Genomic DNA, 24359 nt, shown 5'->3' with positions numbered 1-24359 from the left:
AGCGGCGGGAGCGGCAGGGGAGCGGCGGGAGGAGGACGACCATGGTGCTGGTGACGGCGAACGTGCTCGGCGCGCCGTGCTGGCTGAGCCTGATGGCCCGTGACCGCGAGGCCTCGGAGCGCTTCTACGGCGCCGTGCTGGGCTGGAGTTTCCGCCGGGGCGGCCTGGGCCGGGCCTTCTCGGTGGCCGAGGTGGACGGCGTGGCCGTGGCCGGCATCGGGGCGATGGCCGGGGAACTGGCCGTGCCCGTCGCCTGGACCGCGTACTTCTCCGTCGACGACGCCGACGCGACGGTCGCCCGGGTGCGCGAGCGCGGGGGCACCGTGTCGGTGGGGCCCGTCGCCTACCCGCCCAGGGGACGGGCGGCCCTCGTCGCCGACCCGGACGGAGCGGTCTTCGGCGTCTGGGAGGGGCGGGTGCTCTCGGAGTGGACCACCGGCGAGGGCCGCACGCCGGCCTGGCTCGAACTCCACACCCGCGACGCCTTCGACGCGGCGCTCTTCTACGGGGAGGTCCTGGAATGGGCCGACGGGACCACGGGCTGCTGCGAACCCTCCTACGAGGGGGACCAGGTGGTCCTGCGGGCCGGCGAACAGGCCGTCGCCCGGCTCCACAGCCGCCCGGTGGAGACCGCGGCCCCCGAGGCGGGCCGCCGGCCGCGCTGGCTCGTCCACTTCAAGGTCCCGGACCTGGCGGCGGCGACGGCCGCCGCCCTGGCGCACGGCGGCACCCTCGCGCCGGGCGCGCCCCCGCCGGACGGCGGCCGGCCGGTGACGCTGCGCGACCCGGAGGGCGCCCTGTTCACCCTCGACGCGCTCCCGCCGCCGTGAGCAGACGGACCAGCGCGACCCCGGCCAGGCACGCCACGAGCCCGCAGACCCCCGGCCATCCGGCCCGGCCGTAGATCCGCAGCCCGGCCCAGGAACCGGCGCTGCCGCCCAGGTACGCGCACGTCATGTACGCGGTGTTGAGCCGGCCGAGGGCGTCGGGGCGCAGGGCGAAGACCCGCGCCCTGTTCGCCACCATGCCGGACTGCATCGCCACGTCGAGCAGCAGCGTGCCGACCACCAGGGCTGCCATGCCCCCCGCCCCGCCCGAGGCGCCCAGGGCGAGCACGGGGGCCGCGACGAGGACGCCGAATACGCAGACCAGCCCGACGGGGTCCGGCCCCTTGCGGTCGACCAGCCGTCCGGCGTACGGCGTGCAGAACATGGTGACCGCGCCGACCAGGGCGAGCGTCCCGACGGCCTGGGCGCCCAGCCCGTACGCGGGGCCGGTGAGGAGCAGGGCCAGGCAGGTCCAGACGGCCGAGAACCCGGCGAACACCGTCGCCTGGCAGAGACAGGAGCGGCGCAGGTCCGGCTCGGTGCGCAACAGACGCAGCGACCCGGCCAGCAGGGCCGCGTACGACGGGCGCGAGGGCGGGGTGGTCGGCGGCAGGGCGCGGGCCAGGACGGCGGCCAGGAGCAGGACCACGACGGCCGCCACCAGGTAGGGGGCGCGCCAGCCGAACCGTTCGCCGAGCGTGCCGCTGAAGGTACGGGCGAGCAGCATGCCGCCGATGGAGCCGCCGAGCAGGGTGCCCATCACCGCCCCGCGCCGGTCGGCGGGCACCATCCCGGCCGCCAGCGGCGCGATCACCTGCGCGGCGACCGTCGCCACGCCGACCAGCGCACTGGCCGCCACCAGCGGCCCCAGGCCCGTGGCGCAGCCCGCGGCGAGGAGACCGAGGCCGGTGAGGGCGAGCAGGGTGACGAGCAGGGGCCGGTACGGGATCCGGTCGCCGAGCGGCACCAGCAGCAGCATCCCGGCGGTGTAGCCGGCCTGGGTGGCGGTCACGATCAGGGCCGCGGAACCGGCCGGTTCGCGCAGGCCGGCGGCGACCAACGGGCCGATGGCCTGCGGGAAGTAGACGTTGCCCACACCTACGGCGCCGGTGAAGGACAGGAGCAGGAGCATGCGCGTACTCAGGGTCCGCCGCTCCACGGGTGCGGTGGTGGTCGTCGGTGTCATGCCCGGAAGTCCACGTCACCCGGGGCCCACCGCCAATGGATGTAGCGTAGGGCTACATGATCAGCTTCGGGCTCGGCGTGGAGGACCTGGCGGACACCCGGTTCGCCGTCTCACCCCTGCACGAAACCGTGCTCAGCCTCCGGGTCCTGCGCGACCCGGGCCTCTCCGCCCTGCACCTCCCGTGGCGCCGGACGGTCCTCGGCTCGCTCGGCGGGCTCGACACCGCGCTGCTGATGTCGCTCGTCGCGGTCCGGCGCACACTGCCCGACTTCCTGACCCCGCGCCCCACGGTCTTCGAGCCCGCCTTCGAGGACGAACTGGCCGTCGCGGGCCGCACCCCGGCCGCCCTCGTCCGGCGCGACCTGCTGGCCACTCACGCGCCCGACCCGCCGCCCGGGCCGCTGCACGACGCGGCCGCCGGGGACGACGCGGCCGTCACCGCCCTCCGCGACACCGTGTGCGCCCTGCTGCGGCAGTACTGGGAGGTGGCCGTCGCCCCGATGTGGCCCCGGATGCGGCTGCTGCTGGAAGCCGACATGACCTACCGCGCGCGCCAACTCGCCGTCGGCGGCGCCCGCCTGCTGTTCACCGACATGCATCCGAACCTGCGGTGGCACGAAGGGGTCCTGCGGATCGGCCAGATGATCGGCCGGCACCACGTCGAGGCCGCCGGCCGGGGGCTGTTGCTCGTCCCCTCGGTGTTCGCGCACAAGCCCGCCCCGCCGGTCAGCGCGGAGGAGGCGCCGATGCTGTCGTACCCGAGCCGCGGGGTCGCGACGCTGTGGACCCCGGAGCCGGTCGCGGACCCGTCGGCCCTCGTATCGCTGCTGGGCGCGTCCCGGGCCCGGCTGCTCGGGCTCCTCGACACCCCGCAGCCCACCGTCGAACTCGCCCGCCGCCTTCGGGTCACCCCCAGCGCCGTATCGCAGCACCTGCGCGTCCTGCACGCGACGGGCCTGGTCACCCGGGCCCGCGCCGGCCGCCATGTCCTCTACCACCGCAGCCCGTTGGGCGACCGGCTGGCCGGCTGGCGCTGAGGACGCGTCAGCCGAAGGGGCCGTCGGTGACGAAGCGGCGCAGGTGGCGGGCGAAGGCCTCGGCTTCACCCGGAGGCCAGGACGAGAGGGCGGCCCCGATGTGCTCGGACAGACGGCGGCGCAGGAGGGCCACCGCGGCCTCCCCCTCCGGGGTGAGGGCGAGCAGCGTGGCGCGCCGGTCCCCGGGATCCGGTGCGCGGCGTACGAGGCCCGCGTCCTCCAGCCGGGTGGCGCGCCGGGTGACGCCGGAGCGGTCGAGCCCCACTTCGGAGGCCAGGTCGGCGGCGCTGCGCGGGCCCGTCCTGCCCAGGCCGCTGAGGATCGGGTACGTCACCTCGTCCACGGCCTCCCCGACGCCCTCGGTCAGGGCCCGGTAGAGCCCCTGGCGGGTGCCGCGCCGGAGCAGCAGGCCCAGCGCCTCGGCGATCTCGTGCCCCACGTCGTTCTTCTCCATCTCCGAAGATTAGCGTGCGCTGCGCACGGATGTGGGGTACGGTGCCGAAAGAGCGTGCGCAACGCACGCATTCTCGCGTCGTCGTCGTCGTCGTCGTCATCGTCATCGTCAGCGAAAGGACCCGTCATGGACCGCCGCACCGGCATCAGCGCAGCCCTCACCGACCTGCTCTTCACTCCCGGACTCGACCTCCACCAAGCCGCCGACCGGCACTTCGCCCCGGACTACCGCCAGCGCACGGACGGCCGGTGGGACGACCGCGACGCGTTCCTCGCGCACATCGGGCACCTCCGCGAGGTCCTCACCACGGGTACCGTCCAGGTCCACGAAGAGCTCTACGACGGCCCGCGCTACGCCGACCGCCACACCGTCCACGTCACGAAGCGGGACGGGTCCGAGGTGAGCATGGAGGTCTACCTCTTCGGGGAGTTCGCGCCCGACGGCCGGTTCCGCCGCATCGAGGAGACGACCCTCCTGCTGGCGGGCTCCGACGCGGACCGGAACCTCGGCAGCGCCCGCTGAACCCGCCGGGCCGGCTCTACGGCGCGGTGCGGGCCGGGAAGGTGAAGGAGTAGCCCTGCGCACTGAGCCAGGGCAGGTACTCCTTGAGCGCGGCGACGGTCTCGCCGCGGTCGCCCCCGCCGTCGTGGAACAGCACGGTCGGCTGTGGCGGCAGCTCGCCCTCCACGGTGGCGAGGATGGCCGGCAGACCCGGCCTGCTCCAGTCCTTGGGGTCCACGCTCCAGCCCAGTGGCCGCATTCCGCTCTCGGTGGCGATCGCCCGGCTGGCGGGGGTGAAGGCGCCGCCCGGCGCCCGGTAGTAGTTCACGGCGACGCCCGGGACGGCCTTCTCGATCATGTCCTTGCCGTCGAGTATCTGCTGCCGCTGGTAAGGGACCGGCTTGTGGTCCATGGTCACGTCGTGGTCGACGGAGTGGTCGCACAGCTGGTGCCCGTCGGCCGCGACCGCGCGCACCAGGTCCGGGTACTTCTGCGCCTTGGTGCCGATCATGCAGAAGGTGGCCTTCACATGGTTCTGCCGGAGCACCTGAAGGACCTGCGGCGTCCAGCGCGGGTCCGGACCGTCGTCGATGGTGATGGCGACGGCGCGGCCCGGCCCCTCGGCCAGCCGGGAGATGCTCTGCGGGATCGCGGGGGCGCCGTGCGCGGGGCGGGTGACGTCCGTGGCCGAGGGGCGGTGGGCCGCGCCGGCGGTGCCGTCGGTGGCGGCGAGGGCGGGCGCGCCGGCTGCCGCCAGGAGGCCGAGGGCGGCGGCCGCGACGACGGATCCCGCCCGCGGGCGACGTACGGAACTGCTGGTCTTGCCCATGGACGCGCTCTTCCTTTGCGCTCGGCCCCCGGTTCTCGCGTTGCCGGTCCAGGCTAGGTCATGCGTACGGGCGCACCCCCGGGCCGAACGGCCCCCGAGGCGGATCCGGGACCCGCCGTCGCCGCTGCCCGCACGGGTCGGTTCTACGGGCCGTGGCATTGGTCACAGGGGACGGCGCCGGGGCCGGAACACCGAGAGGACCAGGCCGCCGACGGCCGCTCCGAGGGCGTACCAGAGGAGGTCGGGGGCGTTGAAGGTGGAGCCGAGCACCAGCCGGGCGGCGGTGCTGTGCCGGGAGATCGCGGCCGGTACCGGGGTGAGCTGGAGGAGCTCGACGGCCCAGCTGATGGCCAGCGCCGCCCCCGCGGCCCGCACCGGCGCCGCCCGGGGCGCGGCCAGGACGACGAGGGCGAGCACCAGGACGGTGTACAGCGCGTCGCCGCCGTACTTGGCCACGTCCCCCGCCGCCACCGCCCGAAGCCCCAGCCCCGCACACACGACCAGCACCGCGACCCCGCCCGCCACCGCCCGGGCCCGCCCGGCGGCGCTGCGAGGAAGACGGCCATGACCACGAGCACCAAGATCCATCCCCTCATCCTGCCGAACCCACTCCCGCGGCCCGAAGCCGGTCCGCCCGCACGATCCGCGGCCGGACATCCGGCGCCGGCCCGGCGGGCGGCGCCTGCCCGGGCGGGGGAGGTGGCCGGTTCTCGGCGGTGCCGGGTAACTGCGCCTGTACGTAAGGAGGTTGACCTGACTGCGGCGTGGTGGGGGAGTCCACCGGCATTTCGTCACCGCCCGGCGGTGCCCGGTCGCCCGGGCGTCGGACCGCCGTTCCGCTGCCCCCGCCGCGACGGGTGACGGGGCCCGTGTGGGAAGCCGGTCCAGGGGTACACGCGGCAGCCCCGGGGCGTCCGCCCCGCCGGGACCGGAGCGGCCGCCGAGGGAGTGACCCGTGGACGAGCGCAAGACCCCCGCCCCCACCCTGACCTGGCGCCCCGGGTGGCTCCGGGGCCTGCGCGACGGCACGCGCACCGGCACGCCCGACGGCGCGACGGTCCGCAAGCCGGCGCAGGACTCGCCCCGGGTGCCGGCGCCCCCGCCGGAGAAGCCGTCCGGGCGGCCGCAGGCGCGGCCCTCGGCCCGGCCGGGGTGGTGGCGCCGGCCGTCGGCGCCTCCGGCCGGCTCGTCCGCGTACGCGCCCCGGCGGCCCGCCCATCCGCTCGTGCGGGCCCTCGCGGTGCTCGCCGCTTTCGTTGGCACGGTCCTGTTCAGCATCGCCCTGGCCCGGGTCACCCTGGAGCCGTCGGCGGCCTCCGCCGCGCTCGTGCACAGCAACGTCCACCCCGGTGCGTCGATCGGCGCCTACCTCGACGGCGCCTCCGTCAAGGACGCCGCCAAGCAGCTCGGCGGGAACGTCCTGCTGGGCGTCCCGTTCGGGATCCTGCTGCCCGTGCTCGTGCCGCAGACCCGGGGCCTGCTGCGGGTGGCGCTGACCACCGCCGTCGTGATGACCCTCGTGGAACTGATCCAGGGCGCGCTGGTGACGGGCCGCGCCTTCGACGTGGACGACGTCATCCTCAACACGGCGGGCGCGCTGATCGGTTTCCTCGTCCTTGGCCGCCGCGCGAGCCGCGCCGTCCATCCGCGTCGGCACCACTGGTGGCAGCGCCGCCCCCGCGCCTCCGCCCCGCCCCGCGGAGCGGAGGCCGGCGAGGGCACTCCGTAACCGGACCGGGGCGGCCGACGCCTCCCCCGCCCCGGCGCCCGGCGGCCTCCCCGCCGCGGGGCGCCGGGCGCCTTGGTGTGCCACGGCCGAACGGTGCCGTGCGGGCGACCTTCCCCGACCCCGGGGGACTTCCGCATTCCAAGCCGTCAACTATAGTTACGGCAACGGGCGTCAACTATAGTTACGCCTGAGAAAAGGGAGTAGCACGCGGTGGCGGACTCAGACGGCAACCCCGACGGACCGGACGCACCACGACCGGGCCCCGTCCCGGTCCCGGGACCGGGCGCCGCCTTCAGCGACCGCCTCAACTTCCTGTTCGACCGGGTGCGCCCTCCGGGAGCGGAGGAGTACACCAACGCACACGTGGCCCGCACCATCTCCTCGTACGGCGAGGACAGTTACACCCGCTCCCACATCAGCTATCTGCGTGCGGGCAAGCGGACCCCGACCATCACCATGGTGCCGCTCCTCGCCCGCTTCTTCGGCGTGGAGGCCGCCTACTTCGTCGAGGACGAGGTGACGCGGAAGATCGCGACGCAGTTCGAGATCCTGCGCAGGTTGAAGGAGAACGGGGTCGAGCAGATCGCCCTCCGCGCGATGGGCGTGTCCGCCGCGGGCCAGCGCAAGGTCCTGGCGGCCCTCGAAGCCGTACGGAAAGAGGAGGGCCTGCCCGCCGAACCCGAAAGGGAACTGCCGTGACCGGTGGCGTCCGTCGTCACGCCGAGAGGAGGAAGCCCCATGTGGTTCAGCCGTCGTGAGCGCGGCGCCCGCCGTGACCCCGGCCGCCGGCCCGACCGGGCGGCCGCCCGCGAGGCCGACGAAGCCGAGCGCCGCAGCCGCGCGTTCGTCGAGGGCCTCGACCTGCCGGCCGTCGACAGCGTCCTGGACCTCGTACCGTTCATGGAGGAGCGCCTCGACCGCTCGATCCGGCTGATGCCCTTCGCCTCGGACCCGGCCGACCCCGACTCCCTGGACGCCTCCTCCCCCTGCGGCCTGTGGCTCGCCACGGCCGAGACGGACTACGTCTTCTACGACACCGCCATCAGCCGGGCCCACGCCGAGATCATCGTCGGCCACGAGTTCGGCCACATGCTCAAGCGCCACCGCGGCACCGCCCCCCTCGCGACGGGCGACCTCGGCGGCCTCATCACCGACATCGACCCGGCCACCGTGCAACTCGTCCTCGGCCGGACCCGCTACAACGAACCCGAGGAGTTCGAGGCCGAACTCCTCGGATCCCTCCTGCAGGAGCGCCTCGGCACCTCCCGCGCCACCGACCGCGGGGAAGCCGACCCCATAGCCCGCACCCTGCTGCGCTGACCGGATAGGGACCCGTGAAAGACATCCTTCACCCCCTGTGCCTGGCCATCGCCGGTACCGGCTTCCTCGTCCTGCTGCGCGACCTGTTCAAGGACCGCCGCGAACCGGCCCTGGTCGCCCTCGCGTTCACCTACGGCTTCTCCGCGATCAGCTACGCCGTCTCGCTCACCTCCGTCTGGGTACGGGTGGACGGGCTGCTCGGCGTCCCCAACGTCGTCGTGCCGATCGCCCAGGGCTGCGTCATCCTCGTCTTCGCCCTCCAGGCCACCGTCCTCGCGCACTGGGCGAAACCGCCCGCCGAGGCCCGCCGCCGCAGCCGCCTGCTCCTCGTCGCGGCCGCCGGGGTCATCGCCGCCATGGCGCTGCTGTTCGTCCTGCTCACCCCGGCCACCACCCGGCCCACCGACTTCTCCCTCTACTACGCCCACGACCCGTTCTTCCAGGCCTACGTCCTGCTCTACTTCGGCACCTACAGCGTCGCCGAGGTCTACCTCGCCCGGTCCTGCTGGACGTACGCCCGCACCGCCACCAACCGCTCGATCGCCTTCAGCCTGCGCCTGGTCACCATCGGCGCCGTCATCACCCTCGGCTACAGCGGCATCCGCATCGCCGCCGTCGTCGGCGCCGACACCGGCTTCGGCGTCGACGGCCTCAACGGGTTCGCCTGGGCGTGCGGGGACATCGGAGCCACCCTCACCCAGATCGGCTACCTCATCCCCACCCTCGCCCGGCGCACCGCCGGCGCCCTCGACTGGACCACCGCGCACCTGCGTTACCGGCGCCTCGCCGCGCTGTGGTCCGCGCTCGACCAGGCCGACCCCGGCATCACCCTGCGCCGCCCCGCCCGCCAGCGCGCGGAACTCCTGCGGGGCCGCAGCGCCCACTTCCCGCTGCTGCGCCGCCGCGTCGAGATCCGCCAGGGCCAGAAGCTGATGCGCCGCTACCTCGACCCCGCCGTCCGGGAACACGCCGAGACCCGGCGCCGCGCCGAAGGCCTCACCGGCGCCGACCTCGTCGCCGCCGTCACGGCCGACCAGATCCACGCCGCCCTCGTCCGGCACCGGGCGGACGACCCGGTCGCCGCCCCCGCCGAATTCGCCGACGCGGAACTCGGCCTGGACACCACCGAGGACGAGCTGCTCCACCTCCAGCGCGTCGCCTCCCACTTCATCCCGCCCACCCCCGAGCGCCGCGCCGCCCCCGACTCCCGCGGCATCACCTCAGGAGCCCGCCCGTGATCCTCCGCCGCACCCTGATCGTCGCCTGCACGGCCGTCGCCGCGGCCGCCGCCATGGCCAGCACGCCCGCCGCCGCCCGCTCGGGCCCGGGCTCCGCCGCGCCCACCGGCTCCGGCTCCGGGGCCGGACCGGCGAAGCCCCCGCGCGAGGACCTGCACCTGGCACCCGCCCGCGAACAGCTGGCCGCCCTGCGCCGGCGCACCGTCACCAGCCGCGCCCTGCTGGAGCAGTACCTGCGGCACATCGCCCGTGCCAACCCCGCGCTCGGCGCCGTCGCCACCCTCGACGCCGACGGGGCGCGCGCGGCCGCCGACGCCGCCGACCGCCACCTGGCCGCCACCGGAAAGCCGCTCGGCGCCCTGCACGGCCTGCCCCTCACCCTCAAGGACGCCCTTGAAACCAAGGGCCTCCTCACCACCTGCGGCTCCCCGGACCTCGCCGGGCACGTCCCCGGCCGGGACGCGGACACCGTCGCCCTGCTGCGCGCGGCCGGCGCCGTCATCGTCGGCAAGACGAACGTCCCCGTCCTGTGCCAGGACATCCAGACCGCGAACCCGCTCTTCGGCCGCACGAAGAACCCGTACGACGACACCAGGACGGCGGGCGGCTCCTCCGGCGGCCCGGCCGCCGCCGTCGCCGCGGGCCTCAGCGCCCTCGAAGTCGGCTCCGACCTCGCCGGCTCGCTGCGCCTCCCGGCCGCGTACTGCGGTGTCTACGCGCTGCGCACCAGCGGCGGGATCGTCCCCACGCGCGGCCACATCCCCCGGCCGCCGGGCTGGCTCACCAGCTCCGACATGCTCAGCATCGGCCCCCTCGCCCGCGACGCGGAAGACCTCGACCTCCTCCTCGACGTGCTGGCCGCGCCGGCCCCGGCCGACGCCGCCGCCTGGCGGATCGACCTCCCGGCACCCGCGCGCGGCCGCCTCGCGGACTACCACGTCGGCCTGTGGCGGGACGATCCGTACTGCCACGTCGACGAGGACACCCGCGCTCTCCTCGACCGGGTGGCCGGGATCCTGCGGTCCGCGGGCGCCACCGTGGACGGCGCCACCCGGCCCGTGCGCCTCGCCGAGAGCGACCGGCTGTTCCAGCGGCTGATGTACGCCACGGCGAGCGCCACCGCCACCGACGGCGCCTTCGCCGACGACATCGCGGCTGCCGACAAGATCCCCCCCGACGCCCCCGCCGGCCTCTTCCTGCACTCGCGCACCATGCGCCACCGGGACTGGCTGCGGGCGAACGAGGAGCGCGAGCAGCTGCGCGGCCAGTGGGCCGACTACTTCGCCACCCACGACGTCCTCATCACCCCGGCCACCCCGACGGCCGCCGTCGAGGACCAGACGGACGTACCCGTCCCCAGCCGGTACATCACCGTCGACGGGGAGAAGCGCTCGTACTTCGACCAGACGGCCTGGCTGAACCTGGCCGGCCCCGCCCGGCTCCCCGCGCTCGTCATGCCCGCCGGCCGGACCGCCGCCGGCCTGCCGCTCGCGATCCAGATCATCGGCCCCTATCTGGCCGACCGCACGGTCATCGACCTGGCCGGACACCTCGCGCGACGGCTTCCCCAGCCCGTGCGACCGCCCGCGTTCACCGCGTGACCGGGCGCCTTTGACCGGGCCCGTTCTGCCTCCACGGGGGTGGGGCGGGGCGGGCCCACACGGCGGAGGGGCCCCGGGTGAACCCGGGGCCCCTCCGCCGGCCGTACGTGAGCCGTACGCGCGACGTCCTGAAGGGCCCGGATACCGACGGGGGATGCGGTACCCGGGCCCTGCGGCCATCCTAGCCCCCCGGACCCCGGCGACGGCCGGCGGGACCGGAGAGGCGTGCGCGGCTCAGGCCTGCCTCGTCCAGCGCTGTGAGGCCTTTCCGGAGCACGTGGACGTCACCAGGCCCCCGCTCATGCCGAGATCGAGGCAGCCGCCGTTGGCCGCGCTGCGCAGACTTCCGTCCGCGCCCGACCGCCAGATCCGGCCGGCATCCTGCGCGCAGTCGCCCACGAAGACGGCCTGGCCGAGCATGTTGGCGTAAAGGCACTGGCCGGACTGCTCGTTGGCCAGCTTGAAGCCGCCGTCGCCGGTGCTGCGGACGGTCCACCGGGCCGAGGAGTCCGAGCAACTGCCCGAGTCCGAGGAGCCGTAGACCTGGGTGATGCAGCTGCCGTCGTTGCCGTTGCGGTAGCGGCCCGTGCCGGACTGCGGGGGAGCCGGGGGCTTGGGAGCCGTGGGCTGGCCGCCCCCGGAGGGCCGGGTGCCGCCGGCCGCGCCGCCCGGGTTCCCGGACGCCGGCGGGCCGCCGGAGCCGTTCTGGGCGCCGCCGTTCCCGCCACCGGCACCTCCGTTGCCATTGCCGTTGCCATTACCGGTGGCGGTGCCGGTGCCGGCGTCGGCTCCCTGGCCGGGTCCGGTACCAGGCCCCGCTCCCGCGGTGGCCGCGGCCGGGGGAGCACCCGTACCGCCCTGGGCCTCACCGGGGCTCGGAAGGGGGGAGGGCGACTGCCCGGGCGGAGCCGAACCCGACGGGCCGGTGCCCGCCGCCGGTGCGGCCGGGTTCACCGCCGCCGGTCCCGAAGCGGAGGGGGAGTGCTGCGCCCGGGCTTCCGGGGAGGCGGTGAACGGCAGGTTCTGCAGGGCGAGCGTCGTACCGCCCGCGACCACCACGACCGGCAGGACGGCGAGCAGCACCCGGGTGCGGCGCCGCCGTTCGGGTCGCTCCGGGCGCGGACCGGCCGTGGGCGTGACCTCCGCCGCGGGCGCCATCTCCGGCTCCGCCCCCTCCGCCCCGGCCCCCGCCTTCCCGGCACCGAGCGGGAGGGTGGGTACGTCGACGTCCTGCACGTGCGCGGCGAAGGCCGCCCGCTCGGCGAGGCGCTCGGCGATGGCCCGCGGCCACCGGGGAGAGCCGGACGGGACGTGTCCGGCGGCGCGTTCGAGGAGTTCGGCGGCGGTCGGCCGCCCCTCGGGGTCCTTGTCGAGGCACTGCGCGACCAGGTCGGCGAGTTCCGGCTCCAGCGCGCGCAGCGGCTCCAGGTCCGGCTCCTCGTGGACGATGCGGTACAGCACGCCGTGCCCCGACTCGTCCCCGAAGGGGGGCCGCCCGGACGCCGCGTACGCGAGGACGGAGCCGAGCGCGAACACGTCGGTCGGGCCGCCCACCCGCTTCTTGCCCGAGGCCTGCTCGGGCGCCATGTAGGCGGGAGTACCCACGACCATGCCGGTCCGGGTCAGCTGGCTCTGTTCGGCGGCCCGGGCGACGCCGAAGTCGATGAGGGTGAGCCCGTCGAGGGTCAGCATGACGTTGGACGGCTTCAGGTCGCGGTGCACCATGTCGAGCGCGTGCACCGCCGCCAGCCCCTCGGCGGTCTCCCGCAGCAGCAGCCACAGCGCCTGGGCGGGTAACGGGCTCCCGTTCAGGTCGAGGGCCTCGCGCAGGGTGAGGCCGGGGACATAGGTCGTGGCGAACCACGGTGGCCGCGCCGTACGGTCGCTCACGAGCAGCGGAGCGGTGGCCTTCGCCGGCAGCCGGGCGAGGTTGTCCAGCTCGTGCCCGAACCGGCGCAGGAAGTCCGCGTCCTCACCGACCACCGAGGACAGCAGCTGTTTGACGGCGACGTACCGGCCCTCGTACACCCCGAGGTACACCCGCCCCATGCCCCCGGCCCCGAGCCGGCCCGCCAGCGGGACCGGCCCGATTCGGCGCGGATCGTCCGCCTCCAGCGGTTCCGCCCCGCTCCCCCTGAGCTCCAACACGTCAGCCCCGTAGCCTCGGAATCGTTTTCCAGAAAGCTACCCGATGCGCCCCGGAGTCCAACGGGCAGATCCACGCTGGAAGTTCACCGAGGCCGCCACCGCCGCTCAGTCGACCTGGAGCTCGCCCATCCGGCTCCAGCCCGTGGCGCCCTCGATGGTGGTGCTGACGATCTCGGGCGTACGGGTGACCAGCGGGCGCATGGTCTCCAGCGCGGCGCGGAAGTGGTCGGAGCCGACGTGCGCCTCCGCCGCGTCGTCCTGGAAGGCCTCCACCAGCACGTACGTGTCGGGCTCCGCCAGGCTGCGCGACCACTCGAACCACAGGTTCCCGGGCTCGGCCCGCGTGGCGCGGGTGAACTCCGCGACCTTCTCGGGCCACTGGTCGGCGTATTCGGGCTTGACGGGGAATTTCACCACAATGAAGATCATTCACCCATTGTATGCACACGTGTATGTACGCCTGGCTTCACACGGGGATGTACGTGTGGATGTACGTGTGGACGCACATGTCGACGCACCTGTGGACGCGCGGGCGGCTGATGACGATTCGGACACCGGGCGCCACGACGGCACCGGCAGAATCGTTGCGCCTGTATGAAGGAGACGAGGTTCGCCGCACCGGCGACCACAGCGCGGCCGGCCGAGGAGCCCCCGGCGCAGACCGGCACACCGATCTACGACCGTCTCGTACGGGAGTGGGCGCGCTCGGGGCGCACGGTTCCGGCCCGTCAGGCCCCGGCCGGACGTCATCGCGGCTACGAACACGACCGGTTCGGGCGGGCCTGACCGGCCCCCGCCGCTCCGCACCGGGGGTGCCTTTTAGCACGGCCCGTTCCCGGATGCCACTGCCCGATTTTCACTCCGAGGCCGAAATCGTATGGGAATGCGTTCGAATTCCATGGTGTGTGTACGAGCGGGCATGCCGTGGACCACCACTTTCGGGGAAGTTCCCGTAATGCGCCGCCGCCGACGGCGGAACACCCGCGCCGTCAATGGCGCGTAGTGGATCCTCCGGTCCGATGAACTCCAACGAAAGTGCCGAACCGGAGAGTTGACCGCCGTTAAGCTCCCGCCCACCGGTCATAAGATCCCCTCTTTCGATGGTTCGAGGAACTTGATGGCGCAACAAAACTTTCCACCCGAAGCCTCCCGCCCGGCGGCGGGAATAAGGTGGCCGCTGCCCGCCATCGCGGTCGTGGCCGCCGTGTGCGTGGTCGGGGCCCTCGCCTCCCCCTGGGATCCGGCCCGTATCGCCTGGGTCGCCCTCGGGGCCGTGTGCACCGCCACGGCCGTCGCCGAGGCCCTGCGGCGCGGCCGTGCCCTCGACGCGCGGCACGCCGAGATCGCCGCCCTGCGGCACGCCCTGACCCGGCAGGAGGCCGAAGCGGTCCGCCTCGCCGACGTGGTGCTCACCGAGGCCATCGAACGCCTGCGCAGGGGCGAACTCCCCGAGGAGATCCTGACCGCGCTGGGCGGCCGGGGCGGCCACGGCAACCGGTGGGGCAACGACTCCGCCCTGACACCGCGGTTCAGGGTCGCCCTGCAGACCGTGCTGGCCCGCGTGATCGACGCCGTCGACAACGAGGAGAACCTCCGCGACTCGGCCCAGCGCGCCTTCGTCAACATCGCCCGCCGTGTCCAGGCGATCGTCCACCAGCAGGCCCACGAGATGCGCGAGATGGAGGACCGGCACGGCCGCAACCCCGACGTCTTCGGCGACCTGCTGCGCCTGGACCACGGCACCGCGCTGATCGGCCGGCTCGCCGACTCCATCTCCGTCCTCGGCGGGGCCCGCCCCGGACGCCAGTGGAGCAGGGCCGTGACGCTGTACAGCGTGCTGCGCGGAGCGATGTCGAGGATCATCGACTACCAGCGCGTCGAACTCCACTCGGTCACCGAGGTCGCCGTCCTCGGCCCCGTCGTGGAGCCGCTCATCCACATGCTGGCCGAGCTGCTGGACAACGCCACCCGCTACTCGCCCCCGCACACCCGGGTCCACCTGACCGCCGTCGAAGTCCAGTCGGGCATCGCCGTCGAGATCGAGGACGGCGGCCTCAGCATGAGCGAGGAGGCCCGCAAGCGCGCCGAACGGATGCTCGCCCAGGCCCAGTCCGGGATCGACCTCAACGACCTCGGGGAGACGCCGCGCCTCGGCCTCGCGGTCGTCGGCCGGCTCGCCCAGTCGTACGGACTGCAGGTCTCCCTGCGCTCCTCCGCCTACGGCGGCGTCCGGGCGGTGGTCATCGTCCCCCAGCACCTGATCACCACCGCGGCCGCCGCGACCGGCCTCGCCCACGGCATCGGCTCCTCCTCCGGCCCCCGGGCCGTGGCGCCCGCCCCGCGCGAGCACCCCGTCGACCACCTCTCGGCCGGCGCGCCCCCGGCCCCGCCGGCCGCCCGGCCGCAGCAGGCCCAGGCGCCCGCGCCCCGGCCGCCGGCCCCGCCTCCCGCGCCCGCCCGGACCGCCTCGTACGAGGACACGCCGGTCACGGAACGAACCGCCACGGGTCTGCCGCAGCGACGCCGGAAGGACCGCGCCACCAGCTCCGACTACCCGCCCGTCGCGGCGCCGCGGTCCGCTCCGGACGAGGGACCCGGCATGTGGCTGGAGGCCTTCCACAGCGGATTGGCCGGCACGTCGGGCCAGGGCGGACCCGACGGCGAGGACGCGTCGGACTCAGTGACCAAGGGGATGTAAGCAGTGATGACACAGCGAAGCAGCATGGACTGGATGCTCAAGGACCTGGCTGCCGGAGTGCCACAGACGCGGCACGTGATCGTGCTGTCCGCCGACGGCCTGTGCGTGGCCCAGTACGGAGCCGAGACCGACACCGCCGACCGCCTCGCGGCGGCCTGCGCGGGACTGCAGAGCCTCGCCGGCGCCGTGGCCTCGGAACTGCCCCACTCCGAGGGCAGGATGCGTCTCGTCGTCATCGAGATGGACGGCGGGTTCTTCTACCTCATGGCCGCCGGTGACGGCTCCTACCTGGCCGTCCTCGCCGACGAGGGCGTCGACGCGGGCCTCATGGGCGCACAGATGCGCGGCCTCGTGACCCGGATGGGGGACCACCTCAGCAGTCCGCCCCGACATGACGGACAGCCCGCGTGAGTGAGCCCCCCGCCAGCTGGGAGGACAGCAGCCCCGAACGGCTCTACGTCATCACCGGCGGCCGCAGCGAGCCGTCCACCGCCACCCACCTCGACCTGGTGACCCTGGTCGTGGCCAAGGCGGCGGCCCGGCCCGAGATGCAGCCCGAGCACGCCGTGATCCTGCGGCTGTGCCAGGCCCCGCTGTCGGTGGCCGAGATCGCCGCGTACGCCCGCCTGCCCGTCAGCGCCGTCACCGTACTCGTCGGAGACCTGCTCGCGACGAAGCGCGTGCAGGTCCGCCCGCCCGTCCCCGCCGCCCAGCTACCCGACCTTGCTCTGATCGAGGCAGTGATCGATGGACTTCAAAAGCTCTGACGTGATCGCCGGTCCCCGCAGCGCGGACATACTCCCGCAAACGGCGACCGCCGCCGTCAAGCTCGTCATCGTCGGCGGCTTCGGCGTCGGCAAGACGACGATGGTCGGCGCCGTCAGCGAGATCAAACCGCTGACGACCGAGGAGACCATGACGCGGGCGGGCATCGGGGTCGACGACACGCGCGGCGTGGCGCGCAAGACCACCACGACCGTGGCCATGGACTTCGGCCGCATCAGCCTCAACGACGAACTCGTGCTCTACCTGTTCGGCACGCCCGGCCAGGAGCGCTTCTGGTTCCTGTGGCGCGGCCTCTTCGAGGGCGCGCTCGGCGCCGTCGTCCTCCTCGACACCCGCCGGCTCGAAATCAGCTTCGACGTCATCGGACGGCTGGAGGAGCGGGGCGTGCCCTTCGTCGTCGCCGTCAACTCCTTCCCCGGCGCGCCCGACCACTCCCTCGAAGAGCTGCGCCAGGCCCTCGACCTGCCGCCCTCCGTACCCATCCTCTCCTGTGACGCCCGCAGACGGGACTCCTGCCGCGATGTCCTGCTGACCCTGATGCGCTACCTGCACTCCCAGGCAGCCACCCCGGAGGCAATGTGAGCACCAACCCGACCCCGCCGCCCCAGTGCCCGGCCCACGCCGCCGGCGGGGGCGGCCTGTACCGGCTCCACGGGCCGGAGGCGGAAGCCGACCCGATGGGGCTGTACGAGAAGCTGCGGGCCGAACACGGGCCGGTCGCCCCCGTCCTCGTCAGCGGCGACCTCCCGGCCTGGCTGGTCCTCGGCCACCGGGAGAACCTGGACGTGGCGCGCACCCCGTCGCGGTTCGCCCGCGACCCGCGCGGCTGGCGCGACCTGAAGGAGGGCCGGGTCCCCGCCGACACCCCGCTCGGCCCCATGGTCTCCTGGGTGCCGGTGTGCAACTTCACCGACGGCCCCGTCCACGAACGGCTGCGCGGAGCCGTCGTGGAGTCCCTGGAACGCTTCGACAAGCGGGGCATCCGCCGCTACGTCACCCGCTTCGCGAACCAGCTCGTCGACCGCATCACCGCGGACGGCCACGCCGACCTGGTGTCCGGATTCTCCGACCAGCTCCCCATGCTGGTGATGACCCAGCTCGTCGGCGCCCCCGACGAACACGGGCCCCGGCTGGTCAACGCGGCGCGCGACATGCTCCAGGGCACCGAGACCGCACTGCAGAGCGACCGCTACGTCACCGCCACCCTCGAACAGCTCGTCAGGGACCGCAAGACGGAGCCCTCCCGGGACCTCGCCTCCTGGCTGCTGGAGCACCCGGCGGACCTCAGCGACACCGAGGTGCTCATGCACCTGCGGGTCGTCCTGATCGCGGCGTACGAGACCACCGCGAACCTCATCGCCAACACCCTGCGCACCGTGCTCACCGACCAGCGCTTCCGCGCGAGCCTCTCCGGGGGCCACATGACCCTGCCGGACGCCATCGAACAGGTGCTGTGGGACGACCCGCCGATCAACACGATCATCGGACGGTGGGCCACCGGCGACGCCCTCCTCGGCGGCAAGCAGATCAAGGCCGGCGACATGCTGCTGCTCGGCCTGGCCGCGGGCAACGTCGACCCGCAGATCCGGCCCCACCCCGACACCTCCGTCCGCGGCAACCGCTCGCACCTCGCCTTCAGCAGCGGACCGCACGAGTGCCCCGGCCAGGACATCGGGCGCGCCATCGCGGACACCGGCATCGAGGTGCTGCTGGACCGGCTGCCCGACCTCCAGCTGGCCGTCGACGCGAGCGACCTGCGCTGGCGCGGCACCCTCATGTCGCGCCACCTGCTGTCGCTGCCGGTACGGTTCACCCCGCGCCCCGTCCCGGACGCCGAGGCCGCCGACGCCGCCGACGCCGCTCGGGGCTACCCGCACCCCGAGCAGCCCTCGGGCCACCCGGGGCACGTGCAGATCCCGCCGCCTCGGCCGGCCGTCCGGCCCGCCCCGGCCGGCGAGCCGCGCCGGGCCGGCTGGTGGCGCCGCCTGCTCGGCCGGCTCTGAGGCGCGCACCGCGCCCGGGGGGCCCCGGCACCGGCGTCCGGGGCCCCGCCGTGGCGTTCAGGCGCCGGCCTGCTGCCACCACCGGGCGAGCGCGGGCAGGGCCGGCGGTCCCGTCGTGGGATCGCTCGGCGTGTCGGCGTACCGGATCTCGAACCGCGCCTCCGGGTCGGGCAGGGCGTGCCGGTTGCGCGGGCTCGCGTACCGGGGCGCCCGGCTCTGCCAGGCGATGGAGCCCGCGACGTACTGCCCCAAGCCCTCCAGGTGGCGCGCGAGTTGCGGGTCGGCCCCGTCCTCCAGCCGGGCCCGCAGGCGCAGGAAGAGGCTCATCACGCGGTCCCGCAGGGCCACCGCCCGGGGGACGGCCTCGGCGGGGGAGCAGCCGTCCTGATGGGCGAGGACGTTGACCAGGTTCACCTCCGGCGGCTCCAGGTGGTCGTCCTTGTCGTAGGAGAAGAGGTCGTTGTCCGTGCTGACGACGAAGCCCGCCGCGTCCGTCAGCGCCTGCAGGGCGGGGGAGTAGAGGACGTCCGCCGGCAGCCGGATCCCGCGCGCCACGTCCGACCAGGTCAGGGAGAACCGGGTGCCGTTCGCCAGCCCTCCCATGGCGGCGAAGTCGTTCGGCCCCGGCATGCCCGCCCCCTCGGCCCGGGCCGCCTGCCAGGCCGCCCCGAGCAGCCAGTCCCGGGTCCCCTCGATGAACCTGCGCAGCTCGAAGGGGGTCAGGAGGGCGTGCGTACGGGTCACCAGGTCGGCCAGCGCCCGCGTCATCGGGCCGTCGGGCAGGACGGCCGCGGCCGGGTTCTCGATGGTCCGCAGCAGCCGTACGCCGTGTTCCGCGACGGCGGCCGTGCGGACCTCGCTCGCGCCCGAGTCCTGCCAGTCGTCGACGGCGTTGGCCCAGTAGTTCCACTGCGTGAACAGCAGGACCGCCTCCGCGTCCCCCTCGGGGATGATGCGGCAGGAGAAGTCGGCGCTGTGCGTGGCGAGGCCCCAGGCCCGCTCGACGGGATCGGGGTACAGGCCGAAGGAGTCCAGCCACGCGACCGCCCGGGCCTCCACCTCCTTCGCCTCGGGGTGGACGAGGTCGCGCGGCAGCGGGCAGTAGAAGGCGGGCAGCCGCTCCCCGAGACGGGAGGGGCGGGGCGTTGGCGGTCGCGGCGGTACGGCCGCCCCTGCGGCCACGGTCGCCGGCGGGCCCGGGTCGGCCGCGCTCGTCCGGGGGTCCGGGACGGCAGCCGTCATCGGCCACCTCCGGCCCGGAAGAGCAGCAGCCGCGTTTCCACGGCGTGATCGCGCCAGAGGCGGAAGAACTTGCTGTGCGTGACCGTCGACTCCGCGAGCCGCTGACGGCTCCAGGCCACGGGTGCGCCGCCCGCGCGCAGCCGGTCGAGTTCGGCGGTGTTCCAGGCCATCGACTGCATCCAGAACTCGGCCACCGCGTCGGTCACGTCCTCGTCCGCCTCCAGCGCGAATCCGGCCGCCTCGGCCGCGGTCAGGTACTCCTCCCGCGTGCCCAGCCGCGTCCGGTAGTAGCCGTCGATGAAGTCGAGCCACTCGGGGCGGCGCACGAAGTGCTCCTGGATCCCGAACCACCCGCCCGGCACCAGCGCCTTGGCGACGACCTCGAAGAGTCTGTGGCGATCGGTGTAGCCGCTGCTCTCGTTGGCGTACGCGGCGTCGTAGGCGTGGGTGTCGTCCAGCCGGTGTACGTCCCGCACCAGGGGGCGCACGCGCCGGCCGACGCCGGCCTGCCGGGCGAAGTGCGCGATGAGCGGAACGTGTTCGGCCGCGACGGTCAGGCCGGTGACCTCGGCCCCGTGGGCCTCGGCCCAGTACAGGGAGGTGCCGCCCAGGCCGCAGCCGATGTCCAGGACCCGGCGGGGTGGCTTCTCGTACGCGCCCCAGGAGCGGGCCGCGTGCTCGACTATCAACTCCTGCGAGGCGAGGATGCGTTGCGCGAGCGTCCGCTGGGAGACGGTGGCCGAGGGCAGCTCCCCGCCGGGGAACATCCCGACATGGAAGTGGACGCGCGGACCCGGACCGTACTTGTGCAGGATCTCCTGCGTCTTGCGGTGGTAGTAGAGGCTCACTTCCGCGTCATCGCTCATGCCCTGACCACTGCCTAAGGACGCTACGTACGGTGTAACGCGCATGTGGGGTCGGCCCTTTCACGGCGTAGGCTGCCGACACGTGCGCCCTCACTGCTCCGGGGCGCACGCACCGGCACTTAGTCGAAGCACCGATCATGGTGGCACTTCGCCGCCGCCGCGTCAGCCCTTTCGGACTGGCCGGATCGCGATGTTTTTCCCGCCTGTGACGTGAGGTGCCTGGTGCGGAACAAGTCGAGCACCGCGTCGAACGCCTGCCTGGTCAGCCGACCGGGTAAGTCGACCGGACCCTCCGTCAGGACCACGTAAAGGCGCCGGACTTCAGCCATACGCGGTGTGCTGGACCGGGCGTGCGCGGCGGCGGGGTTCCGGCCGCACATCGCCTTCGAGGCGGCCGCGCCGCCCTTCCTCGCCCGGCTCGCCGCCCGGGGGCTCGGCGTGGCGGTGGTTCCGGCCCTTTCCGCCGACGAGGCGACGGCCCTCGGGCTGCGGACGCTGGAGATCACCGAGCCCCGCCTGCGCGGCCGGGTCGCCCTGGCCTGGCGGGCGCAGGGGCACGCCGGGCCCGCGGCGGCCGCCGTCCTGGAGCTGCTGCGGGCGCGGCTCGACGGGCCGGCGGCCGCCGGAGGTCAGGTGGCCACCCGTACGCGGTGAACCTCCCCGTCCGAGAGGAAGGCGGCCAGCTCCCGGCCCTCGTCGCCCACCGCGTCCCGCTCGGCCCGGGACAGCGGCCGCAGCGGGGCGACGACCACCGCGCCGTCCGCCACCCGCCACGTCGCGGCGGCCCGCCCGTCGACCAGGACGGCGCGCTCGCCCGCGACGGACAGGCCGCGGTGGGCGTCGTCCACGATCCGGCCGCGTTCGCGGTAGCCGAGGACCGCGTTGTCGAAGGCGGGCAGGAAGCGTACCGGCGCCGGAGTGTCCGGGTCCGGGCGCGGCGCGTCGGGCAGGTCCAGCAGCTCCCGGCCCCGTACGTCGCGGAAGGCGACCAGTTCGCCCCGTACCGCCGCCACCGCGGCCGGCAGCCCGGCGAGGCCGCACCAGGCGCGCAGGTCGGCCGGGGCGGCCGGCCCGTAGGCCGCCAGGTAGCGGCGTACCAGTGCCTCCCCGACCGGATCGGAGCCCGCCGGGGCGGGCGGGTCGACGTCCCGGCCCAGCCAGGCGGCGAGCGGCAGGTAGCGCGCCCCCGCCTTCGTCCGCCACAGCCCGCGCGGCGGCAGCTGCGCCACCGGGACCAGGGCGGCGGCCAGCATCTCCCCGAGCGCCCGTGTTCCCGGCTCCGGCCACCGTCCGGCGACCGCCCGGGCCAGCTCGCCCATCGAGCGGGGCACGCCGTCGGCCAGCACCGCCCGGCCCGCCGCGGCGAGCTCCGCCAGGTCCACGCCGTCGAGCTCGCGCCGGTAGACCCCGAGCACCCGCCCGCGCAGCATGGCCTCGTGGCGGGAGCGCCAGGCCAGCGCGTCCTGGGCGGTGACCAGGTGGACGGTGCGGCGCATCAGGTGGGTCCGTACGGCCCTCCGCCCGGTCAGCAGCCCCGACAGCTCCGCCGCCGCGAAGCCGCGCAGCCGCGACCAGAGCCCGGTGAACGGCTCCTGCGGCTCCTGCGCCTGGAGGCCGCCCAAGTGGGCGACGGCGTCGAGCGCGGGCAGGACGGAGCGTTCGAGCAGCAGCTGACGGGCCAGGGTGGCCCGGCCCAGCGCCCGGTCGTCGAGCACGGTGGTCACGGTGGCGGTGTTCCCCTCGGTCGTTTGTGTATGTCGTGACGCGCGGTCCGTCACAGGACGACACTCGCAGCGGTAGCGGTCAGGAAGTGGCCGCTACCCGGGGCACCATGGGCGTGTGCCGAAGACCTCAGCGCGACTGCTGTCGCTGCTCTCCCTGCTCCAGGCGCGCCGCGACTGGCCGGGCGCGCTCCTCGCCGACCGGCTCGACGTCAGCCCGCGCACGGTGCGCCGCGACGTCGACCGCCTGCGCGAGCTGGGCTACCCCATCGCGTCCACGAAGGGCCCCGAGGGCGGCTACCGCCTCGACGCGGGGACGGAGCTGCCCCCGCTGCTGTTCGACGACGAGCAGGCCGTCGCCCTCGCCGTGGCGCTCCAGACGGCCTCCACCACCAGCGGCGCCGGCATCGAGGAGGCGGCGGCGCGCGCCCTGAACACCGTCCGGCAGGTCATGCCGGGCCGGCTGCGCCGCCGCATCGACACCTTCCGGGTCACCGCCCTGGAGCGGCCCGCACCCCGGCATGACCCGCCGGTCGACAGCGGTGTGCTCGTCGCGCTGAGCGCCGCCATCCACGCCCGCGAGGTGCTGCGCTTCGACTACGCCGCGACCCCGCCCGGGGGCGCCGGCGACCGCGCCGCCGCCCCGCCGCGCCGGGTGCAGCCCCATCACCTCGTCACGCGGAACGGACGCTGGTACCTCGTCGCCTGGGACCTCGACCGCGAGGACTGGCGCGTCTTCCGCGCCGACCGGCTCACCCCGCGCACTCCCACTGGCCCCCGGTTCACCCCGCGCGAGCTGCCCGGCGGGGACGTGGCCGCCTTCGTGACCGACCGGTTCCGGGGGTCCGGGGGCGCCGACGGCGCCGGCGGCTGGCCCTGCCGCGGGGAGGTGGTCCTCCACCTCCCCGCCGACACCGTCGCCCGCTACACCCGGGAGGGGACCGTCGAGGAACTCGGCCCGGACCGCTGCCGGCTGACGCTCGGCTCCTGGTCGTGGGCCGGCCTGGCCGCCGCCTTCGGCGCCTACGACGCCGACATCGAGGTCATCGGGCCGCCCGAACTGAAGGACGCCTTCGCGTACCTGGCCCGCCGTTACGCCCACGCGGCGTCCGGACGGGGCGAGGCGGAACCGGAGTCGTAAGACCCCGTCCCGCCCCGCCCCGGCCGGCCCCCGGCTCAGTCCCGCACGTCCGGGATCGGGTCGGTGTTGCCGCGCTGCAGAGCGGCCTTGGAGCCCGAGACGGAGCCCAGGGCCCAGTCGGAGAGCGCCATGGAGTCCACGTAGCGTTCCTCGTCGTTCAGCAGGACACCGATGATCGTCTTGCCGTTCCGGGTCACGGAGAAGACGAGGCACTTGCCCGCCGCCGTGCCGGTGCCGGTCTTGACGCCGATCGCCCCCGGATAGCCGTAGCCGGTGGGACGCGGCTGGACCAGCAGGTTGCTGTTGCTCCAGGTGGCCAGGGCCGAGGTGCCGCCGGAGCTGTAGGAGGTGGTCCGCACGATCGACTGGAACAGGGAGTTGGCCATCGCGGCCTGGGTGAGCTTCGCGAGGTCGCGCGGGGTGGTGAGGTTCCGGCCGGTCGGCGAGATGCCGTCGAAGGTGTCGTACACGGTGTTGGTCAGGCCCAGCGCCTTCGCCTTGGCGTTCATCTTCGCGATGAAGTCCGCCTTGCGGGCCGCGATGGTGGTGCCCGAGCCGAAGGTGTCCGCGAGCGCGTACGCCGCGTCGCAGCCCGAGGGCAGCATCATCGCGTACAGCAGTTGACGGACCGTAGGCGTGGCGCCCGCCTTCAGCTGGGCGGAACTGGCCCCCTCCCGATAGACGTAGTCGAGGTACTCCTGCTTGACGGTGACCTTCCGGTCGAGGTCCAGGCCGGGCAGCGTGGTCACCACCGTGGCCGTCATGATCTTCGTGGTGCTCGCCATCTGGCGCTGGGTATCCGGGCTCTTGGAGGTGAGCGTGGCCCCGTTGCCGGCGTCCATCACGAACGCGCCGGCGGCGGTGACGGGCGGCGCGGCCGCCGCGTGGGCGGGTACCGACACCGTGAGCAGGGCTCCGGCCGTGAGGGTCACGGCGAGCGCCGCGCGAGAGCGCCGGATGAGGTGAGTTATCAAAACCGTCCCCGAGTTCGATGGAGGATCCCAAGCGGGCGGGAAAGCCTGGGTCACCACC

General features: G+C 74.4%; 26 protein-coding genes. 16 read left to right on the top strand and 10 right to left on the bottom strand.

The features are described 5' to 3' along the window. The first annotated feature begins 41 nt into the window (after nt 1-41). Nucleotides 42-830: a VOC family protein gene (locus ACZ6ZT_RS10685; RefSeq protein WP_469717576.1), complete on the top strand. Its 789-nt coding sequence runs from the start codon at nt 42-44 to the stop codon at nt 828-830. Here the strand turns inward: ACZ6ZT_RS10685 and ACZ6ZT_RS10680 are convergent. After that, nucleotides 802-2013 (bottom strand): MFS transporter, encoded by a 1212-nt coding sequence (locus ACZ6ZT_RS10680; protein ID WP_469717574.1) that lies wholly within the window; start codon nt 2011-2013, stop codon nt 802-804. The genes ACZ6ZT_RS10685 and ACZ6ZT_RS10680 overlap by 29 nt on opposite strands. Nucleotides 2014-2069: 56 nt before the next feature. On the opposite strand from ACZ6ZT_RS10680, the gene ACZ6ZT_RS10675 reads away from it, so the two are divergent. Continuing rightward, nucleotides 2070-3050 (top strand): ArsR/SmtB family transcription factor, encoded by a 981-nt coding sequence (locus ACZ6ZT_RS10675; protein ID WP_469717572.1) that lies wholly within the window; start codon nt 2070-2072, stop codon nt 3048-3050. Between the two features lie 7 nt (nt 3051-3057). Here the strand turns inward: ACZ6ZT_RS10675 and ACZ6ZT_RS10670 are convergent, their stop codons facing one another. Next, entirely contained in the window at nt 3058-3504 is a 447-nt protein-coding gene (locus tag ACZ6ZT_RS10670) for a MarR family winged helix-turn-helix transcriptional regulator (protein ID WP_469717570.1), read from the bottom strand. A gap of 126 nt (nt 3505-3630) precedes the next feature. On the opposite strand from ACZ6ZT_RS10670, the gene ACZ6ZT_RS10665 reads away from it, so the two are divergent. Beyond that, nucleotides 3631-4026, top strand: coding sequence for a nuclear transport factor 2 family protein (locus tag ACZ6ZT_RS10665; protein ID WP_469717569.1), 396 nt, complete (start codon nt 3631-3633; stop codon nt 4024-4026). A gap of 16 nt (nt 4027-4042) precedes the next feature. Here ACZ6ZT_RS10665 and ACZ6ZT_RS10660 read toward each other — a convergent pair whose 3' ends face one another. Both ACZ6ZT_RS10660 and ACZ6ZT_RS10655 read right to left on the bottom strand, forming a co-directional pair. Continuing rightward, nucleotides 4043-4834 (bottom strand): polysaccharide deacetylase family protein, encoded by a 792-nt coding sequence (locus ACZ6ZT_RS10660; protein WP_469717567.1) that lies wholly within the window; start codon nt 4832-4834, stop codon nt 4043-4045. A gap of 162 nt (nt 4835-4996) precedes the next feature. Continuing rightward, nucleotides 4997-5422, bottom strand: coding sequence for a ribosomal maturation YjgA family protein (locus ACZ6ZT_RS10655; protein ID WP_469717566.1), 426 nt, complete (start codon nt 5420-5422; stop codon nt 4997-4999). Between the two features lie 367 nt (nt 5423-5789). Here ACZ6ZT_RS10655 and ACZ6ZT_RS10650 point away from each other — a divergent pair, with 367 nt between their 5' ends. From ACZ6ZT_RS10650 to ACZ6ZT_RS10630, 5 genes are all read left to right on the top strand, one after another. Then, a complete protein-coding gene (locus ACZ6ZT_RS10650) occupies nt 5790-6563 on the top strand; it encodes a VanZ family protein (protein WP_469717564.1) in 774 nt (257 codons plus the stop codon). Nucleotides 6564-6773: 210 nt separating this feature from the next. Further along, nucleotides 6774-7262: a hypothetical protein gene (locus tag ACZ6ZT_RS10645; RefSeq protein WP_469717563.1), complete on the top strand. Its 489-nt coding sequence runs from the start codon at nt 6774-6776 to the stop codon at nt 7260-7262. Nucleotides 7263-7301: 39 nt separating this feature from the next. Further along, entirely contained in the window at nt 7302-7883 is a 582-nt protein-coding gene (locus tag ACZ6ZT_RS10640) for a hypothetical protein (protein WP_469717562.1), read from the top strand. A 14-nt stretch (nt 7884-7897) separates the two neighbouring features. Beyond that, complete coding sequence (locus ACZ6ZT_RS10635) at nt 7898-9121, top strand: MAB_1171c family putative transporter (RefSeq protein WP_469717560.1); 1224 nt, start codon at nt 7898-7900, stop codon at nt 9119-9121. Further along, nucleotides 9118-10722, top strand: coding sequence for an amidase family protein (locus tag ACZ6ZT_RS10630; RefSeq protein ID WP_469717559.1), 1605 nt, complete (start codon nt 9118-9120; stop codon nt 10720-10722). Before ACZ6ZT_RS10635 ends, ACZ6ZT_RS10630 begins: the two co-directional genes overlap by 4 nt. A 234-nt stretch (nt 10723-10956) precedes the next feature. Here ACZ6ZT_RS10630 and ACZ6ZT_RS10625 read toward each other — a convergent pair whose 3' ends face one another. Together ACZ6ZT_RS10625 and ACZ6ZT_RS10620 are read right to left on the bottom strand one after the other, a co-directional pair. Beyond that, nucleotides 10957-12870, bottom strand: a complete 1914-nt coding sequence (locus tag ACZ6ZT_RS10625) for a serine/threonine-protein kinase (RefSeq protein ID WP_469717557.1) — start codon at nt 12868-12870, stop codon at nt 10957-10959. 105 nt (nt 12871-12975) lie between these two features. Beyond that, nucleotides 12976-13299: a putative quinol monooxygenase gene (locus tag ACZ6ZT_RS10620; RefSeq protein WP_469717555.1), complete on the bottom strand. Its 324-nt coding sequence runs from the start codon at nt 13297-13299 to the stop codon at nt 12976-12978. A gap of 165 nt (nt 13300-13464) precedes the next feature. On the opposite strand from ACZ6ZT_RS10620, the gene ACZ6ZT_RS10615 reads away from it, so the two are divergent. The 6 genes from ACZ6ZT_RS10615 to ACZ6ZT_RS10590 all read left to right on the top strand — a co-directional run bounded on the left by ACZ6ZT_RS10615 (nt 13465) and on the right by ACZ6ZT_RS10590 (nt 18357). Further along, nucleotides 13465-13656 carry a hypothetical protein gene (locus tag ACZ6ZT_RS10615; protein ID WP_469717553.1) on the top strand — a complete coding sequence of 64 codons (192 nt, stop codon included), beginning with the start codon at nt 13465-13467 and terminating at the stop codon, nt 13654-13656. 331 nt (nt 13657-13987) lie between these two features. Then, nucleotides 13988-15568, top strand: a complete 1581-nt coding sequence (locus ACZ6ZT_RS10610; protein WP_469717552.1) for a sensor histidine kinase — start codon at nt 13988-13990, stop codon at nt 15566-15568. A 6-nt stretch (nt 15569-15574) separates the two neighbouring features. Further along, nucleotides 15575-15979, top strand: coding sequence for a roadblock/LC7 domain-containing protein (locus ACZ6ZT_RS10605; RefSeq protein WP_469717550.1), 405 nt, complete (start codon nt 15575-15577; stop codon nt 15977-15979). Next, nucleotides 15976-16335 (top strand): DUF742 domain-containing protein, encoded by a 360-nt coding sequence (locus tag ACZ6ZT_RS10600; protein ID WP_469717548.1) that lies wholly within the window; start codon nt 15976-15978, stop codon nt 16333-16335. The genes ACZ6ZT_RS10605 and ACZ6ZT_RS10600 overlap by 4 nt, the downstream gene beginning before the upstream one ends. Further along, nucleotides 16316-16936 (top strand): GTP-binding protein, encoded by a 621-nt coding sequence (locus ACZ6ZT_RS10595; protein WP_469717546.1) that lies wholly within the window; start codon nt 16316-16318, stop codon nt 16934-16936. Before ACZ6ZT_RS10600 ends, ACZ6ZT_RS10595 begins: the two co-directional genes overlap by 20 nt. Further along, nucleotides 16933-18357, top strand: coding sequence for a cytochrome P450 (locus tag ACZ6ZT_RS10590; RefSeq protein ID WP_469717544.1), 1425 nt, complete (start codon nt 16933-16935; stop codon nt 18355-18357). The genes ACZ6ZT_RS10595 and ACZ6ZT_RS10590 overlap by 4 nt, the downstream gene beginning before the upstream one ends. Nucleotides 18358-18414: 57 nt before the next feature. Here ACZ6ZT_RS10590 and ACZ6ZT_RS10585 read toward each other — a convergent pair whose 3' ends face one another. Together ACZ6ZT_RS10585 and ACZ6ZT_RS10580 are read right to left on the bottom strand one after the other, a co-directional pair. After that, the gene (locus tag ACZ6ZT_RS10585; RefSeq protein WP_469717542.1) at nt 18415-19599 is read right to left on the bottom strand and encodes a terpene synthase family protein; all 1185 of its coding nucleotides are present in this window, start codon (nt 19597-19599) and stop codon (nt 18415-18417) included. Continuing rightward, nucleotides 19596-20465 carry an SAM-dependent methyltransferase gene (locus ACZ6ZT_RS10580; protein WP_469717540.1) on the bottom strand — a complete coding sequence of 290 codons (870 nt, stop codon included), beginning with the start codon at nt 20463-20465 and terminating at the stop codon, nt 19596-19598. The genes ACZ6ZT_RS10585 and ACZ6ZT_RS10580 overlap by 4 nt, the downstream gene beginning before the upstream one ends. Nucleotides 20466-20801: 336 nt before the next feature. On the opposite strand from ACZ6ZT_RS10580, the gene ACZ6ZT_RS10575 reads away from it, so the two are divergent. Beyond that, the gene (locus tag ACZ6ZT_RS10575; RefSeq protein ID WP_469717538.1) at nt 20802-21119 is read left to right on the top strand and encodes a LysR family transcriptional regulator substrate-binding protein; all 318 of its coding nucleotides are present in this window, start codon (nt 20802-20804) and stop codon (nt 21117-21119) included. Here the strand turns inward: ACZ6ZT_RS10575 and ACZ6ZT_RS10570 are convergent. Continuing rightward, complete coding sequence (locus ACZ6ZT_RS10570; RefSeq protein ID WP_469717536.1) at nt 21095-22189, bottom strand: winged helix DNA-binding domain-containing protein; 1095 nt, start codon at nt 22187-22189, stop codon at nt 21095-21097. The genes ACZ6ZT_RS10575 and ACZ6ZT_RS10570 overlap by 25 nt on opposite strands. A gap of 115 nt (nt 22190-22304) precedes the next feature. Here ACZ6ZT_RS10570 and ACZ6ZT_RS10565 point away from each other — a divergent pair, with 115 nt between their 5' ends. Further along, complete coding sequence (locus ACZ6ZT_RS10565; RefSeq protein ID WP_469717534.1) at nt 22305-23327, top strand: helix-turn-helix transcriptional regulator; 1023 nt, start codon at nt 22305-22307, stop codon at nt 23325-23327. A gap of 35 nt (nt 23328-23362) precedes the next feature. Here ACZ6ZT_RS10565 and ACZ6ZT_RS10560 read toward each other — a convergent pair whose 3' ends face one another. Next, on the bottom strand, nt 23363-24259 hold the full coding sequence (locus tag ACZ6ZT_RS10560; RefSeq protein WP_469717532.1) for a D-alanyl-D-alanine carboxypeptidase family protein: 897 nt from the start codon (nt 24257-24259) through the stop codon (nt 23363-23365). Between the last annotated feature and the right edge of the window lie 100 nt (nt 24260-24359).

It is taken from the genome of Streptomyces sp. NPDC102258, from assembly GCF_055584685.1.
This window is presented reverse-complemented; position numbering and strand designations above follow the sequence as displayed.

Coding starts and splice junctions, on each gene's coding strand:
- ACZ6ZT_RS10655 (WP_469717566.1), bottom strand. CDS start 5,422: ATGGATCTTGGTGCTCGTGGTCATGGCCGTCTTCCTCGCAGCGCCGCC.
- ACZ6ZT_RS10595 (WP_469717546.1), top strand. CDS start 16,316: ATGGACTTCAAAAGCTCTGACGTGATCGCCGGTCCCCGCAGCGCGGAC.
- ACZ6ZT_RS10685 (WP_469717576.1), top strand. CDS start 42: ATGGTGCTGGTGACGGCGAACGTGCTCGGCGCGCCGTGCTGGCTGAGC.
- ACZ6ZT_RS10585 (WP_469717542.1), bottom strand. CDS start 19,599: ATGACGGCTGCCGTCCCGGACCCCCGGACGAGCGCGGCCGACCCGGGC.
- ACZ6ZT_RS10670 (WP_469717570.1), bottom strand. CDS start 3,504: ATGGAGAAGAACGACGTGGGGCACGAGATCGCCGAGGCGCTGGGCCTG.
- ACZ6ZT_RS10615 (WP_469717553.1), top strand. CDS start 13,465: ATGAAGGAGACGAGGTTCGCCGCACCGGCGACCACAGCGCGGCCGGCC.
- ACZ6ZT_RS10675 (WP_469717572.1), top strand. CDS start 2,070: ATGATCAGCTTCGGGCTCGGCGTGGAGGACCTGGCGGACACCCGGTTC.
- ACZ6ZT_RS10665 (WP_469717569.1), top strand. CDS start 3,631: ATGGACCGCCGCACCGGCATCAGCGCAGCCCTCACCGACCTGCTCTTC.
- ACZ6ZT_RS10610 (WP_469717552.1), top strand. CDS start 13,988: ATGGCGCAACAAAACTTTCCACCCGAAGCCTCCCGCCCGGCGGCGGGA.
- ACZ6ZT_RS10620 (WP_469717555.1), bottom strand. CDS start 13,299: ATGATCTTCATTGTGGTGAAATTCCCCGTCAAGCCCGAATACGCCGAC.
- ACZ6ZT_RS10605 (WP_469717550.1), top strand. CDS start 15,575: ATGACACAGCGAAGCAGCATGGACTGGATGCTCAAGGACCTGGCTGCC.
- ACZ6ZT_RS10580 (WP_469717540.1), bottom strand. CDS start 20,465: ATGAGCGATGACGCGGAAGTGAGCCTCTACTACCACCGCAAGACGCAG.
- ACZ6ZT_RS10660 (WP_469717567.1), bottom strand. CDS start 4,834: ATGGGCAAGACCAGCAGTTCCGTACGTCGCCCGCGGGCGGGATCCGTC.
- ACZ6ZT_RS10640 (WP_469717562.1), top strand. CDS start 7,302: ATGTGGTTCAGCCGTCGTGAGCGCGGCGCCCGCCGTGACCCCGGCCGC.
- ACZ6ZT_RS10680 (WP_469717574.1), bottom strand. CDS start 2,013: ATGACACCGACGACCACCACCGCACCCGTGGAGCGGCGGACCCTGAGT.